At 44.2% G+C, this 15921-nt stretch carries 12 protein-coding genes and 2 pseudogenes; 3 read left to right on the top strand and 11 right to left on the bottom strand.

Annotated elements, in window-relative coordinates:
• Window positions 1-123 precede the first annotated feature (123 nt).
• From PBN151_RS13095 to PBN151_RS13055, 9 genes and pseudogenes are all read right to left on the bottom strand, one after another.
• Window positions 124-426 (bottom strand): ArsR/SmtB family transcription factor, encoded by a 303-nt coding sequence (locus PBN151_RS13095; protein ID WP_072729307.1) that lies wholly within the window; start codon window positions 424-426, stop codon window positions 124-126.
• 93 nt (window positions 427-519) lie between these two features.
• Entirely contained in the window at window positions 520-1887 is a 1368-nt protein-coding gene (locus PBN151_RS13090) for an APC family permease (protein ID WP_072729306.1), read from the bottom strand.
• 14 nt (window positions 1888-1901) lie between these two features.
• Window positions 1902-2834: an acetamidase/formamidase family protein gene (locus tag PBN151_RS13085; RefSeq protein WP_072729305.1), complete on the bottom strand. Its 933-nt coding sequence runs from the start codon at window positions 2832-2834 to the stop codon at window positions 1902-1904.
• A gap of 306 nt (window positions 2835-3140) precedes the next feature.
• A pseudogene (locus PBN151_RS13080) lies at window positions 3141-3299 on the bottom strand (glycosyltransferase); the annotation flags it as partial.
• Between the two features lie 139 nt (window positions 3300-3438).
• Window positions 3439-6027 carry a phosphoenolpyruvate synthase gene (ppsA, locus tag PBN151_RS13075; RefSeq protein WP_072729304.1) on the bottom strand — a complete coding sequence of 863 codons (2589 nt, stop codon included), beginning with the start codon at window positions 6025-6027 and terminating at the stop codon, window positions 3439-3441.
• Between the two features lie 12 nt (window positions 6028-6039).
• Complete coding sequence (locus tag PBN151_RS13070) at window positions 6040-7086, bottom strand: Cfr family 23S rRNA (adenine(2503)-C(8))-methyltransferase (RefSeq protein ID WP_072729303.1); 1047 nt, start codon at window positions 7084-7086, stop codon at window positions 6040-6042.
• Window positions 7087-7342: 256 nt separating this feature from the next.
• Complete coding sequence (locus PBN151_RS13065; protein ID WP_072729302.1) at window positions 7343-8827, bottom strand: Lsa family ABC-F type ribosomal protection protein; 1485 nt, start codon at window positions 8825-8827, stop codon at window positions 7343-7345.
• 390 nt (window positions 8828-9217) lie between these two features.
• Window positions 9218-10033 carry a response regulator gene (locus PBN151_RS13060; RefSeq protein ID WP_227774628.1) on the bottom strand — a complete coding sequence of 272 codons (816 nt, stop codon included), beginning with the start codon at window positions 10031-10033 and terminating at the stop codon, window positions 9218-9220.
• Window positions 10017-11621: an ATP-binding protein gene (locus tag PBN151_RS13055; protein ID WP_072729301.1), complete on the bottom strand. Its 1605-nt coding sequence runs from the start codon at window positions 11619-11621 to the stop codon at window positions 10017-10019. The genes PBN151_RS13060 and PBN151_RS13055 overlap by 17 nt, the downstream gene beginning before the upstream one ends.
• Window positions 11622-11707: 86 nt before the next feature.
• On the opposite strand from PBN151_RS13055, the gene PBN151_RS13050 reads away from it, so the two are divergent.
• Both PBN151_RS13050 and PBN151_RS13045 read left to right on the top strand, forming a co-directional pair.
• The gene (locus PBN151_RS13050; protein WP_072729300.1) at window positions 11708-12742 is read left to right on the top strand and encodes a DctP family TRAP transporter solute-binding subunit; all 1035 of its coding nucleotides are present in this window, start codon (window positions 11708-11710) and stop codon (window positions 12740-12742) included.
• A 109-nt stretch (window positions 12743-12851) separates the two neighbouring features.
• The gene (locus PBN151_RS13045; protein ID WP_072729299.1) at window positions 12852-14129 is read left to right on the top strand and encodes a dicarboxylate/amino acid:cation symporter; all 1278 of its coding nucleotides are present in this window, start codon (window positions 12852-12854) and stop codon (window positions 14127-14129) included.
• A 205-nt stretch (window positions 14130-14334) separates the two neighbouring features.
• Here the strand turns inward: PBN151_RS13045 and PBN151_RS31905 are convergent.
• A pseudogene (locus PBN151_RS31905) lies at window positions 14335-14550 on the bottom strand (hypothetical protein); the annotation flags it as partial.
• 153 nt (window positions 14551-14703) lie between these two features.
• Here PBN151_RS31905 and PBN151_RS13035 point away from each other — a divergent pair.
• Complete coding sequence (locus tag PBN151_RS13035) at window positions 14704-15384, top strand: DUF4386 domain-containing protein (protein WP_072729297.1); 681 nt, start codon at window positions 14704-14706, stop codon at window positions 15382-15384.
• A 201-nt stretch (window positions 15385-15585) separates the two neighbouring features.
• Here PBN151_RS13035 and PBN151_RS13030 read toward each other — a convergent pair whose 3' ends face one another.
• A complete protein-coding gene (locus tag PBN151_RS13030) occupies window positions 15586-15786 on the bottom strand; it encodes a tautomerase family protein (protein ID WP_072729296.1) in 201 nt (66 codons plus the stop codon).
• Window positions 15787-15921 lie beyond the last annotated feature (135 nt).

Here is a 15921-nt window from a genome sequence, read left to right as displayed (position 1 = left end):
CTTTTCTCTTCTCACTGTATAAATTCCTTATGCTCTTATCCTTCCAACAATTCCGAACATCTAAATATCTAAGCGTTCAAACCCTTGGACATATAGGAGATTACAAATGCCTTAAGATATGTCCTAAAGGCACTCAGTTTCAAGTAACAATAGTAGTTTTTTTAACGAATCAACAGCAATATCCAAGGTTACGGAATAATAACGCTCTGTACCGATCTTCTCCATCGTAACTAAACCTTGATCCCGCAGCAATTTTAAATGATGTGAAATCGCTGGACGCGATAATGTAGATTGGGCTGTTATTTCACCCACTGACATAGGCCCCTGTTCACTAAGCCACAGGATGATATCTTGGCGATGCGGATCTACTAACAGTTGAAAAAAAGGAATACATGTGCGAAATTGATTTAATGCCTGTTGTCCCATATTCTATCCTTTCCTCATGATGTAGTAACGAAAGGTTTACATACTTAAAGTCTTGAAGTAAGCGTTTTGTTAATCCATAAAGATAACAAGCATCTACAGATCCTCCGCGATCGAAGCATCCTTCTTCGTCAGCTTCAGATAGATCATATATACAATCCCAATGCCCATCCATATGAACCCGAACTGTTTGGAAGCAGCGTCAAGACTGTACCAGACGTAGCCGATAATCACGAGTCCGATGAGCGGATAGAGCAGATGATTCAAGTAATCCCTGCTCTTCAGCTTCCGAAGGAAATAGTTGATTACCGACAGATGAAGAAACAGGAAGGCTGTCAATGCTCCGAAATTGACGAGCGAGGACAAACTGGCGATATGCGATGAAAAGCTGAGCGTGACGATCAGCGAAATTGCCGCGACGATTAGGACGCTCACATAAGGCGTTTGATACTTAGAGTGGACTTTGGCCAGAATCCCCGGGAGCTTCTTGTCGCGCGCCATGCTGTACAGGATGCGGGAAATGGCAGCTTGTGCCACCAGCGAGTTGGCAATCCCCCACGCGAGTGCCGTGGCGATAATGGTTGTCCACTTCAGCCAAGGTCCGCCTGCGAGCTCGGCGATTTGATAGAAGGCGACATCAGCGTTCTCGAAAGTCGTGTAATCCGGCCACAGAAGCGCCGCAACCCAGGTTTGGACGATAAACATGATGCCGATGACCAGCAGAGAGAAGACGATGGAACGGCCGACGGCCTTTTTGCCTCCGTTTGTCTCTTCAGCAAGCGTTGATACCGCATCGAAGCCAAGGAAGCTTAGCACCGCAATGGATACCGCCCCCATGATCGTGCCGATGTTGAAATGAGCTTGGTCATATAGGGGCTTAAATGTAAAGGTGGCGCCGTTAACCCCTTTCACAACGGCAATAACCGCCGCAGTAATGAACACAGCAAGAATGAGCAGTTGCAGCGTGACTATGATTTTGTTTGCTTTTGCCGTAATCTCGATGCCGAAAATATTGATAACGGTATTGATGCCGATAAAGATCAGCAGCCAAACATAGGACGGGATTTCGGGAATTATTGCTCCTAGGGCTGAGGCGCTGATCAAATACAAAAGCGACGGAATAAGTATGTAGTCGAGCAGAATCACCCACCCGGCAAAGAAACCGACATGTTCATTGATGCCGCGTTGGGCGTAGGAATAAACGGATCCAGCAATCGGAAACGCTTCCGACATTCGCGCGTAACTCAGCGCCGTGAACACCATGCCGACCATGCCGATCAAATACGCGAGAGATAACATTCCAAACGAGCCCTGCGCCACGTAGCCGTAAATGCCGAATGGGGCGATCGGGACCATGAATATAAGCCCGTAAATCAATAAATCCCAGAACGATAAGGAACGCTTGAGCTCTTGTTTGTACCCGAACTGTTCCAAATTAGCCAGACGCTCCGGCTGTGACGTCACGTTTGTCTGCAGACTTATCCCTCATCTCTCCCGGAATTTGTTGACTGTTCGAATAATTTTACATTATAAGCATCCAGCGCGCTATTCGGCATGAAGAATCTTGCTGTCATGAGCGGATCGACAATCTGTGAGATTTGCGATTGGCCGATGGCACTGCACAGCATCGTCAGCTCGCCCAAGGACAGCTCCATGTGGGGAAGCAGCGCATCGATCATGACTTCTACAGCCTTACGCGCCGCTTCATCGAGCGTAGGCTTGGATACGATCGAAGCTATCCCTTCTTTATTTTGCACAAAAGGATACGGGATGCTTGTCCCCTTGATGACTTCGAGCGTTACGGTTACACGAGCGGAAACTTCGATGCCGGAAACGCCGACTTCGCCATCCCCCATCGCTGCATGCAGATCGCCGAGGCCAAACAGCGCCCCTTCATGGAAAACGGGAAGATAGAGCGTCGCTCCGGTGGTGATCAGCTTCGTGTCCATATTGCCGCCATGCGCACCGGGAGTGCCGCAGGAAATAGGCTCACCTGCCGGGGCAACGCCGATCACTCCGATCATGGGAGTCAGAGGAATGTGCAGCTTGTCATTAAATAGCGCCTTGCCGTTTTCTATGGGGATGATTTTGATGTGAAAGGCATCGATACGGTGCCCCATGACGCCAAGTCCGGGCCCTACAGCCATAACGCCTTGCTTGCCCAATTCAATTTCGTTGATATGAACTTTGAGGATATCGCCAGGCATAGCGCCTTCGACATAGATCGCTCCCGAGGCCGGATTGATCTGGTTCCAGTCGATGGATTGGAACGTAGCTTGTTCCGATTGAATCTGATCCTTAAAGCAATCGAAGGTATGGATGACAACACGGGAATTGGATGGAACGCGCAAAGCTTGCGAATTATCTTTGCTAAATGAGTAGAAAAATTGCTCGTTGGATACAGAAAACACTATGTACAGCCTCCTTCAAGTTTTTCTTTTATATAGTTAATCAAATAAGCGGAAGCATCAGCTTATTTCTATCGTATAACGGAAAACGATAGGGAGCAGTTTGCAGCCGTTTGTCGAAAATAGAATGCCTCCCGCCAGCTCGGCACCTCACGGTTTCTTTTGAGCTCACATGTTGAATAACGACAAACCGCTGGCCGCAAATATTCACCTCTCTTTTTATGGTTAATTATAGCAAGTTTCTACTCAAATAGAAGAAATCACACTAAAAATAGGATGCAGAAGTACACAACACAAGCTTATTACCAAGGCTTCTCCATAATAGAGCTTGAATACATCGCCTATGTCCTGTTGGTTCCGCATGAGCCGATCCAATACATCCTTTTGATCTGCACGATCAGAAATGGCGCTGACCATATAGCTTCTCGTCCATATCGTATGGTCGATCCAAACCTTCTGCATATCGACTTATGCGATCAAGACGCGGCGAATTTTATGGCTTTAAACTTGATTAACAACATTACGAGACCGAGGAATAGCTTCCTCGGTCTTCTTTGTTTCGGAATTATGGAGACTACTTCAGGAACTCCTGCACGGCGCTCAAGAATTACAATATTTCGATATACCCTTCTGTTCCATGCACACGAATTCGTTGTCCATCTTTGATCAGCTGGGTAGCGTTCTCCACTCCTACAACTGCAGGCAAGCCATATTCACGCGCGATAACGGCTCCGTGGGTCATCAGTCCGCCAACCTCGGTGACGAGGCCTTTGATAGATACAAACAATGGTGTCCAGCTAGGATCCGTAAAGGCGGTGACTAATATATCTCCATCTTCTAGATCAGCATCTTCCATGTTCAAGATGACACGTGCACGCCCCTCTATAACACCTGAAGAAACTGGCAGACCTACAATAGCATTCGCGGGAAGATTATCTCGTTTGTACTTCCCTACAATGATTTCGCCATCAGACGTGATAACACGTGGTGGGGTTAGTTTTTCATAATGGTTGTACTCGTCTTTTCGTTTAATAATGATTTGGTAGTCCAGTTTATTGGTGCGTACGACTTCGTGAAGTTCTTCAAGAGCGAGATAGAAGATATCTTCCTTTTCATGAATAATGCCCGCTTGTACGAGTTGTTCCGCTTCTTTAAGTAAAGCCTGCTTATACACGAAGTAGCGATTAATCAAGCTGTACTTTGGATATTCTCGAAACCCGCTGAAATTCCGGATGAGATTGATCATTCGTTTTGTTTCTTTGGCTTTTTGTTCGCCATCCGGCAATTGCTTTAATCGCTCTAATAACTCTTCTTCTTTCTTCAAAGCTTCTTGTTGCCCTTGCTCAAACTTCTGCTTGCTCGCATTAGGCTCAAAGTTTTTGATATTGCCGAGAATCAGGGGGACAAGCGTAGTTGGTTTCTCACTCCAACGCGTTCTAGTTATATCGATTTCTCCGGCACAGCGCATTCCGTATTTGACGAGATAAGCATCGATAGCGTCTCGGGTTTCCTGCCCACCTTCTAACTTAAGCAGTTCATCCAAGAAATGATCCTCTTTTACATGTTCTAAATAATCTACGACTTCTGGATAAGGACGGAGCACATCTGCGACATCCAATAGCGCCAGACCCATTTCCGAAGTAATATTGCCCGGTACAGATTGAGAAAGGGTATCTGCAGCGTGTTTTTCACCTAACCACTCGTTCATGTTGTCATTGATCCATGCTGCAGCATCCATTGCAACCAGAATCACATCTATAATTTGCGCATCAAAAACAATCTTCTTTAATTGCTCGAGATCTTCGTAAATAAAATCAAACAAATCCGATCCTGATTTCGTTTGGATATTGTGTTTCAACGCTTCGAGCGATTCTTGATTACGCTTAATTGAATCAGGAACGATTGACGGATTGTTTTCAATTTCACGCATTTTATCTGCGGTGCTTTTATACGGATTTGGTGCTGTGGTATCAACTGGCAGCATCTTTATAAAATCTCGCTCCAGAACGGTCATCAGTGCATCTTTGATAAGCGGATCGGATTTTCCCAGGTAATGTAATACATGATCTCTGCTAGCGAGCATAGGTGTCACATCAATAAACAACCTGCCACCAGCTTTACTCATGGGTGCTGTAGTGGTTAACTGGAAAAAAGACAATCCCAGCGGTTTCATAGGATCGGTCATCATTTGTTGGTGACCGACAGATACATAAACGCGATTTTCCTGATCATTCGCTTCCGGAATCGGATATAACGTCGTGATTGGCCGACTCTGAACTATATAAAAGGTATCATCAACCAGACACCATTCGATATCTTGCGGGCAACCAAAATAGGCTTCGATCTGCCTTCCGATGCGTGCTAGTTGTAAAATTTGTTTCTCAGTCAGGGTTTGAGCCTCTTGCAGCTTAGGATTGATCTGTTGTGTCTCTGTTCCGCCTTCTTTTCGTCCATAGACCGCCAATTTTTTGGCCGTGATCCTCTTATCGATGATCTCTCCTTCCTTTACTTGATAACAATCGGCAGAGACCAGGCCAGAGACCAGTGCTTCTCCAAGTCCAAAACTCGCATCGATCGATATCACCTTGCGGTTGGAAGAGATCGGATCGGCGGTAAATAAAATCCCCGAGGCTTGTGGGAACACCATCCTTTGAACGATAACGGCTAAATAAACGTGACTGTGGTCGAACCCATTTTGCATGCGGTAAATGACTGCGCGATCCGTAAATAGAGAGGCCCAACATTTGCTGATATGCTGCAGGATGGCTTCTTTGCCGATAATATTTAAATAAGTGTCTTGTTGGCCAGCAAAAGAGGCATGTGGCAAATCTTCAGCAGTCGCACTAGAACGCACGGCATAAGCATGTTCCTCGCCAAACTGGGAGAGATATTGTGTTACTGCTTCCGCAACATCAGAAGGAATTTCCGCTTCCAAAATGATTTCTCGAATCTTCCTGCTGATTTCACCAATTTGATCTCGATCCTCAATGTTTAGCATCGTCAGTCGATTGAGCAAAGCATGATACATTTCGTTTTGCTCGATTGCTTTTTGATATCCCCGTGTTGTCACACAAAAGCCTTCTGGTACTTGGATTCCCTCAATTCTTGATAACTCTCCTACATTCAATCCTTTTCCGCCAACGAGCAATAGCTGTGTATTTTTCATTTCCTGAAAACCGAGAACGAAAGAACTCATACCCTATCTCCCCTATCCATTCATTTTAGAATCAGCTCGGTACAACTGACCACATGCCGCATTAATGTCTGCTCCGAATTGAGTTCGGACCGTAACGTTCACACCGTACATTTTCAACGTCCGCACGAACGTTTCGATCCTCTCTGGATCAGATGGCAAGTAGCTCTGAGGCGTTACTTCTGTTGAATTGTAGGGAATGAGGTTCACGTGGTAGAGATGTTCCCAAGCTCCCCTTCCCCTCAACAGCGCAGCAACCGCTTTCGCATGCTCCGCCGAGTCGTTGAACCCTCGAAGTAAAATATATGCGATATACACCTTTCTTCCCGTATGTCGGATGTGGCGATCCAATGAATTGAGCACATCGCGGAGCGGAAACCGCTTATTGATCGGCATCAGTTCACTCCGTTGCTCGTCGAAAGGCGAATGCATCGAGAAGGTTAGATTGACCTGTGGAAACTCCCGCGTCAACCTATCGATTCCTGGCAGCAGGCCAATGGTCGAAATCGTAATTCTTCGATGTCCTAGACCGAAGAGATTTGGATTGGTCAAAATCGCCAGCGCATCGAATAGGTGCGGGTTGGCGAGCGCCTCCCCCATGCCCATGAAGGATACGCTGTCCAAGGTGTGGCCGTTCAAGTGAAAGTGAAGCAATTGGTCGGTAATTTCGTCGGCGGTTAGATTGCGTTTCAGCCCGATGGTACCCGTGGCGCAAAAGCGGCACCCAAACCCGCAGCCGCACTGCGTGGAAATACAATACGATTTCCATCCCCGTTTATAAGAAAGTCTTACGGCCTCTACGCGTTCGCCTCCATCAATGGCAAACAACACCTTGCTGACCTGCTGTGATGTGAGTTCTTTTACTGGAATAACGCTGGAGACGTTCGGACCAAGCGTCCGGGTCAACGCTTCCCGCAAAAATGTAGGCAGTATGGTGATCCGTTCGTATTCAGCAATTTTCTGTTTGAAAATAGCGTCGATAATTTGCCCATACCGGTATGCAGGCTGCTTGAAGTCGGACAGGATCTGTCCAATCGTTTCATATTTGGAGGTTGGTTTCATGTGTTCTCCTTACCGCCGGAGAAAATGCAAAAAAGCAACCGTCAATCTGGAGCTTTCATGCGTCATTCACCAACTACGCAGAAAAAATCACGATGAGTTTATGGACATCATCGCTACGTGCATCTGTCGATAGATTGGTATACCTCCGGCAACAGATCTATTTTTTTGTGAACCGGGTCAGCCGGTAGGAACCGGTTCACATTATCATCTACAACCTCAACCTCAATGTTCATTGTTTTCATCCTCCTAGGGTGTGTTATATGTTCAGTTCCACCATTTTAGTTGCGATATGTTTGCAAAACTCGCTGTCATGCTCCACAAAAAGGATTGTTGGTGAATGCTCCAGCAGCAGTTCTTCGATTTGCATCCTGGAAATGACGTCGATAAAATTAAGCGGTTCGTCCCAAATATGCAAATGAGCCTGTTCGCAGAGGCTTTTCGCAATCAGTACCTTCTTCTTCTGACCGCCGCTATAAGAAGCAATGTCCTTTTCAAATTGCAAGCGCGAAAAATCGAGTTTTCTCAAAATCGCTTTGAACAAGCTTTCGTCAATTTCACTGGATTTAGCGAATTCCGACAAATTTCCTTGCAACTGCGAGGTATCTTGTGAAACATAGGAAATTTTCAACTGGCTCCCTTTTCGAAACACGCCGGAATAAGGAATATCCTCGCCACAAATCAATTTGAGCAAACTGGATTTGCCTGAGCCGTTCGGACCGGAGAGCACGATTCTGTCCCCTTGCTCGATAGTAAAGCTGATATCGCTGCACACGTTCTTTTCTCCATAATGAATCGAAACGCGATCAAGCTCGACCAATTGGTGTTTATGATAAGTCATCTGCGATATTTTCAGGCTTTCCGAGCTATCGACGTTTCTCAGAAGCTGTGATCTTTCCTCGATCGCAGAGTGCTGTCTTTGCTCGATCGATTTGGATCGCTTCATCATTTTAGCGGCCTTGTGGCCGATGTATCCTTTGTCGACCTTGGAGCCAGAGTTGCGGGTGCCGTTTTTCGTTTTTTCTACTTCGTGCGACCAGTTGCTCGTTCGCTTGGCCGCTTCGGATAGCCTCTTAATGTCTTTCCTCAGCTTTTCGTTCTCAGCCAGTTCGAAATTATCCTGTCTTTGTTTGTTCTCCCACCAGTCTGAGAAATTTCCGTTCTGAATTTCGATATTGGTCTTATTGATCGAAATGATATGATCTACACAATTATCGAGAAACGCCCTATCGTGTGACACCAACATAAAGCCGCTCTTCCCGTTCAAATAATCACTTACCAGCTTCCGAGCATGCAGATCTAGATGGTTGGTCGGCTCGTCGATAAGCAAAAAACTGTTCTCCTTCAAAAACAGAACCGCCAGCATAACCTTCGTCTGTTCTCCGTTGGACAACGAGTCGAACGGTCGATATAACACATCTTCTGACAACTTCAGCAGTGAAAACTCGCGCATGAGCTGCCAGTGCTCGTAGTCGGGATAGATGTCAGCTACCACATCGAATGTATACTTTTCCTTGTGTTCGACATGGAACGGGAAATACTCGAAGCTGACGTTAGAGGAAATCGTTCCGCTGTATTCATACTTGCCGAGTAGCAGATTGAGAAACGTAGTCTTGCCCCGGCCGTTCCTCCCCGTAAAGCCCAATTTCCAGTTGGTATCGATTTGTAAACTTACATGCTCAAAAATGTTGTCGTAACTGCCGTCATAGGAAAACGTCAGGTTCGTTACCTTGATCAATGACATTCCAAAAACCTCCTTGGTTCACAAATAAAAAAGAGCCGCAAGAAAGTTAACCTTTCTCGCAGCTCAAAAAATAAAACAAATCTAACCCTACGTAGAGTCAGATAAGGATATATTTTGAGTGAAAAGAATAAGGTAACTTTCTTGCCAATAAAGAATAAAACAGCACAAATAGAACTTGTTTTATTCCTTAAACGTTAGCAAGAAATTCTACATTATCCTCTTCAACTCCTATCGTAAGTGTTAGCGCAATAGTAACATACCAGATATTTCATTGCAATAAGCAATGGCAACCTTAATCTGCTTCATGAGTCATTAGCCCACCACTTCGGTGTTACATTTTCATTTGTAATTTTAATATTCACGTAAAAGGCGTGTTTCGGATTATTTTGGTCATTTTGGTCGTGAATGTAGCACATATCGATTAATTGGTCGCCCTACGCCTCCATAATTCACCTCTAGATAGACATATCCTATCTTTGACAAATATTCAAGGTATCTTCTTGCTGTCACTCTCGCAATCCCAACCCCTTCGGCTGTTTCTTCTGCGGATAGCTTCCCACCTTTATCAGCCATGACTGCAAGCACTTGTTTAAGTGTTACTGGATTTAATCCCTTCGGCAGTTCTTCCGTAGATATAAACATTTCAGCAGGTGATGATGATTCGATAATGTTCTTGTCTCGGATTACACTCTGCCCTAAACTCTGCTCTAATAGAGAAGATCCATCGTTCACAGTGCTATCCGTTCGGATCTCATCTCCCATTTGTAGAATGCGATCAAGCTGCTCTTGGGTAACTGTATGATCGTCGGTTAACGTCTCGTATCGATCACGATAACGTTCCAATGTCCGTCTAACCCGCTCTAATTTAAATGGCTTGATAATATAATCTACTGCACCGTTTCTCATCATCGCTCGTAATGTTTCCGTCTCTTTAGCAGCCGTAACTACGATCACATCTACTGGTAGATTACGCGCTCTAATTTCCTTCAGCGTACTAATTCCATCAAATGAAGGCATAAACACATCCAGAAAGATTAGATCCGGCTTCAGTTCTTCAATCATCCGCAAGCCATCCTGACCGTTGCCTGCCGTCCCAATAACTTTATAACCATTCACCCGTTCGATGAACATGCGGTTCACTTCCTGAACCATTGGATCATCTTCAATCAGCAATACCTGCACGATATGCTTACATTGCTCCTGCATCTCTTATCGCCTCCTTCATCGGAAAAACGATTTCCATTGATGTTCCGAGTCCTGGGGAGGATTCACACCGAAGCAGCCCTTTACCTTTTGCAATAATCCCACTTATCAGAAATAGGCCTATCCCTCGATGCTCTCCATTTTTGGTCGAGAAGCTGCGTTCCAGCATTCTTGCCTTCGTGCCTTCTGTCATACCGCAGCCATTATCCTCTACTAAGATCGTTAAATAATCTTCATCTTGTCCAATGTACAGATACACTGCCTTCTGATCAACCTTGATATTGGAAAGTGCGTCAAATGCATTTTCAATCAAATTCCCTACCAGAAGCACGATATCTCGTCGATCAAGCGAATCTGGAAATTGACGCAAACCGCAGTTCGGATCGATGATCACATCTATATCAAGCTCATGACCTCGACTGATCTTACCAAGCAGTAAGCCTGCAACTCCATCATCCTCAAAATGCTCCTGCATAAATCTTGTTGTCTCTTCATGTTGATCAGATACCTCAAACAAATATCTTAATGCTTCTTCATGTTTTCCAAGCTGCAGAAGCCCCGCAACGGTATGCATTTTATTCATATGTTCATGATTTTGGGCTCGCAAGGCATTCACAAATTCTCGCACACCTGTCAGTTCTTCTGCCATATGCGTAACCTCCGTGCGGTCTTGAAAAATCGCTATGGCTCCCTGTGTAACCCCCTGCTCGATTATGGGTATTCGATTGCTCCAAATGAGCGTATCGCCAATCAGCAATTCGTGGTTCAGGAGCGGCATCTTTACCTTAAGTACTTCAGGCAAGCGAGAATCTGGAATCACATCCCAAATGTTCAGCCCAATAACATCCTTGGACACGCCAAAAATGCGCTTAGCCCGTTCATTGAAAATCGTGATTCGCTCCTTGCTGTCGATGGCGATTACTCCTTCATGCATAGCTTGGAATGCAGCCGTATGTTCACGAAACATCGTGGCAATTTCATGCGGCTCTAGATTATACATCTCTTTCTTGATATGTTTCGCAAGCATCGCTGAACCCATCATTCCAAACGAAAGCGCTAATATAATCATTACCATAACCGATCTGAATTGCTCGGGGAAAATATCCTTCATTGTTGGCAGAAGTCCCCCTGCCATTACAACGCCAACCTGCTCATGCTTCGCGTTCATGATTGGCACAAATGCCCGCAAGCCAACACCTGCTTCACCTTTTACTTTGGAAACATACATATGCTCAGCAAAAGCTGCATCCGCATCGTCCCCACTAAAATACGTTCCTATTCGATCCGATAGAGGATGTGATAAGCGCTTGCGATTCATATCCAGCACGACGATATAATCAACCTCATTCAGCATGCGAATTTTGTCAGCAACGGGAGCAATATTCTCGGCTCCATTCTGCTCATTGATATATTCTGCCACTCCCGGTAGATTAGCAACAATTTGGGCAGTCGTAATAAGCCGTTGACGTAAGCCTTCTTCTTTGACGCTAGTCAAGCTTCCTAGCAAGACTTCTACAGCAATTAGGAGGGAGAACAGAACCAAACCGAATGAAAGTAAAATGATTTTCCAATAGATTCCTATTCGGTTCAAGTCTATTGCCCTCCTTTTCGAAATATTTACCTTTATCTGCTATTGTGCAATAATAAGTCTAATTTAGCAACTGGGAGGAGACAAATTTGAAAGCGATTGCAAGCATTGGAATGTTCATTATTATTGGATTGTTAGCTGCATATCTAGTCGGATATCAGCCAAACTTGAATGAGCATCTCTATCAGGATGATGAACAAACTGGACTTAAGCAACGGATCGTCATCAAATTCAGTCATGTAGTTGCTGAGAACACACCAAAGGGCCTCGCTGCAGCTGAATTCGCTGATCTTGTAAAGAAGAAATCAAAGGATCGCGTCGAGATACAAGTGTTCCCAAATGGCATGCTGTATGGTGAGAACAATGAAGTTGCTGCACTTCAGCGTGGTGATATTCAAATGATAGCCCCATCCTTCTCAACCATGAGCGAGATCGATCCAGCATGGCTAGTCATGGATCTGCCATTTGCTTTCAAAGATCAGAATGAGGTTGAAAGCAAGCTGAATGGTCCGCTTGGAGACAAGCTATTCCAAACGCTTAGACCGTATGGCATGATGGGAGTCGCCTTCTGGTCCAATGGCTTTAAACAAGTGACGAACAATGTACGGCCTATTCTGGGGCCTCAAGATTTCAAAGGTCTAAAGTTTCGCATACAGCCAAGTCCATTAATTGAACGGCATATTAAGAACTGGGGAGGGAAGACAAGTGTTATTCCTTTTAACGACGCCTATCGCAATCTAGCCGACGGCTCAGTAGATGGACAGGAAAATACGATATCGAATATCGTAAGCAAACGCCTCTACCAAGTACAGAAATATATGACGATTAGCAATCATGGTTATTTGGGCTATGCCGTTATTTTCAACAAATCCTTCTGGGATAGCCTGCCTTCTGATGTGCAACAGCTGCTCATCGAAGCAATGGATGAAACAACAGAGCAGGCAAATAAAAAAGCAGCTAGAAATGAGTCTCATATGAACGAGATTCATACGAACCAGAATTTACAGATTTCCATCTTAACGAAAGAGCAAACAGCGGAATGGAGGATAGCCTCAAAGGAGCTTTATAAAGATTTCGCATTGAAAATCGGGGCTGATATAATGAGCGAAATCTCTGGGCCTTAAAGACCAAAAAGAACAATATGACCATATGCTTGTCACCTTCTCCCCTCTCTCTTACACTTAAGCACATCTAATAAAAGCGCTTACAATGGTGAAAGCGAGGGGTATGAACATGAAGTTAAAAAAAATCATGAAAAACATGACCGTTCAAGTATTATTCGCGATTCTTCTTGGGGTTCTCTTCGGACAATTTTTCCCTAAATATGCCGTTGAACTGAAGGTGCTTGGAGACATCTTTATCAAGCTTATCAAGATGGTAATTGCACCAATCATCTTCTTCACCGTAGTACATGGAATCGCAAGCATGGGCGATATGAAAAAGGTCGGACGCATCGGTGGTAAGGCATTATTGTACTTTGAGATTGTAACAACCATAGCACTTACAATTGGCCTACTTGTAGTAAATATAGTTAAGCCAGGCTCTGGAATCGATATTTCAAAGGCTACAGGTGACGTTGCACAATATGCGGAGAAAGCGCATGATAATAGTGTAATGGGCTTCATCATGAACATCGTGCCTGATAATGTTATCGGGGCTTTTGCTAGCGGTGAGCTTCTTCCGGTATTGTTATTTGCTGTCCTGTTTGGTTTTGCTCTAACCGCTATTGGTGAAAAGGGGCAAGCCATCATTTCTTTATTTGATAAGCTCTCACACGTATTTTTTGGTATCGTTAATATCATTATGAAGCTTTCACCAATTGCCGCTTTTGGTGCAATGTCATATACGATTGGCAAATTTGGCCTTGGCTCGTTGTTCACACTTGGCAAGCTGATGGGTTCTGTTTATTTGACCATGTTCCTATTTATTATCGTCGTACTCGGATTCATCGCCAAAGTATTCGGATTCAACATCTTCAAGTTTATCTCTTACATTAAAGAAGAAATCTTACTGGTGCTTGGTACCTCTTCTTCCGAATCGGCCCTTCCGCGAATGATGTCAAAGCTCGAGGCATATGGTGCTTCCAAATCCGTCGTGGGACTTGTTATTCCAACAGGATACTCATTCAACCTGGACGGTACATCGATTTATCTGTCAATGGCTGCGCTATTTGTCGCTCAGGTATCTGGTGTTGATCTAAGCATCTGGCAGCAAATTACCCTTCTGCTCGTATTGATGCTAACTTCCAAAGGTGCTGCCGGGGTTACAGGATCAGGATTTATTACACTAGCAGCAACATTAGCTGCTTTCCCATCCATTCCGATCGCAGGCATGGCCCTACTGCTGGGTGTTGACCGTTTCATGTCCGAAGCTCGCGCAATTACGAATTTGATCGGTAACGGTGTAGCAACCGTTGTTATCGCCAAGATGGAGAATGAATTTGATCCGAATCGATTAGAAGCTGATGAATCTACTGTAAAGAGCGGCAGCGGCAACATTGCCTATAATTAAGACTCTCAGAAAGTGATTTGCGATTATTTATAATTGTAAAAAAGGATGAGTTTAGATCCATTAATAAATGTTGATCTTGCTCATCCTTTTTGTTAATATGCTGCTGTTTTAGAATGGTGACGAGGCCTTTGTATAGATACAAACAATGGTTTCCAGCTAGGATCCGTATAGGCTGTGACTTCCATCTTCTAGATCAGCATCTCCCATCGATCTCTCCGGTACATCGCATTCCATATTTATTGAGAAAAGCATAGATCGCGTCTTGGGTCTTCTGTCCACCCTTCAACTGAATCAGTCCATCATGAAAGTAAACCATAATATTATTATGTAAACTATAATGGACTTCCGGATAAGGGCGGATTACATCTGTGACATCCAACAGCTCCATACCCATTTCCGAAGTAATATTATTAGATACTGAACCCCTGCTGACGCCTTCCCTTCATTGCTTTTACACTCCAACTTGATTGATTCAACTTTGCTCAGTTATTCTGTCCGAACCCTGTCATGTCAGAAAGCGATTCGGAGTATTTTGATAGTAGCCCCCACGATAGATATGATAAGGAGGTTCATAATGCTAAGGAAGAGTATCCATTCAAGTAGAAGGTCTGCTGTAATTGTAGGGTTGTTATTCATAGTCGGGTTGGTTGCAGGGATATGTAGTGTAGTTCCTGTTATTGATGGAGCAGACTACCTGGTCAACGCTTCTAAAAATGAAGGTCAGGTACTGATAGGAGCGTTTTCTCAATTATTAATGGTTGCTGCCTATGTTGGGATTCCGATTTTGCTGTATCCGATGTTAAGCAAGCATAATAAAGGTCTTGCTCTAGGCTCTGTTGGCTTTGGCATCATTTCAGGTGTGTTCATTATGATTGGTGTTATCATTCTTCTGCTGTTACTGTCAGTAAGTCAAGAATTTGCAAAAGTTGATGCTCTGAATGTATCCTATTTCCACACCTTGGGTGAATTGTTGCGGGATGGTCGGGATTTGGTGAACCATGTAGCAACAACACTGGCATTTGTTTTAGCAATGTTCTTGTTTACCTGCATTTTTGTCCAAACCAAAATCGTTCCCCGTTGGTTATCAGTTTCGGGTCTGATTGGCTCAACACTATCTATATTGGCAAGCCTGTTATTTATGATTCGCTTCATCGGTCTGGACTCAACCTATATGATATTGAACGTGCCGATTGCTGTTCAACAATTGGTATTGGCTATATGGCTGATCATGAAAGGATTCAATCGGCCGGAATAGTTTCTGTTGTCAGCAGAAAATAAAGTATTAGACTGGATGTCTATGATCTAGGCGACTTTTCAAACTGTTATAACGTCAGACTCCATATAATAAGTTTTAGACTGACCCTAGAAAATAAAACAACACAGGCCAAGGATAAGAAAATAAAGTCCTAGACTGTCGCTGTTTCATTGAACTAACGTTCCCAGTTAACGTAATAACTTAAGACTTACTCCTTAGAAAATCGTCTGTCAAAACACCGCTGAACCCCCAATTTTCTTCATCAATTTCTTGAATAACAATATGGGTATGTTCAGGTTTCTTGCCAAGTACATTGACAAGGGTCTGAGTAAATTCTTTAACGATTTGCGCCTTTTGCTCCCTACTAGCACCCTTCGTTATTTGGAGATTTATATGCGGCATTGTGGCCCCTCCTTACACAATATATTTGGACTACTTAATTATATACGGTAAATAAGTGGAAAAAGTTTTAAATTCACCACGCTAATCTGCCCGTTAGAATTCCTGTAATACGAATAATTGGGTGGTTGAACAAAA

Origin of the sequence: Paenibacillus sp. NAIST15-1 (genome assembly GCF_001894745.1) — a bacterium.
Taxonomy (GTDB): domain Bacteria; phylum Bacillota; class Bacilli; order Paenibacillales; family Paenibacillaceae; genus Paenibacillus_B; species Paenibacillus_B suaedae.
The sequence above is the reverse complement of the archived record's forward strand: the minus strand, read 5'-3'. Positions and strand labels throughout refer to the sequence as shown.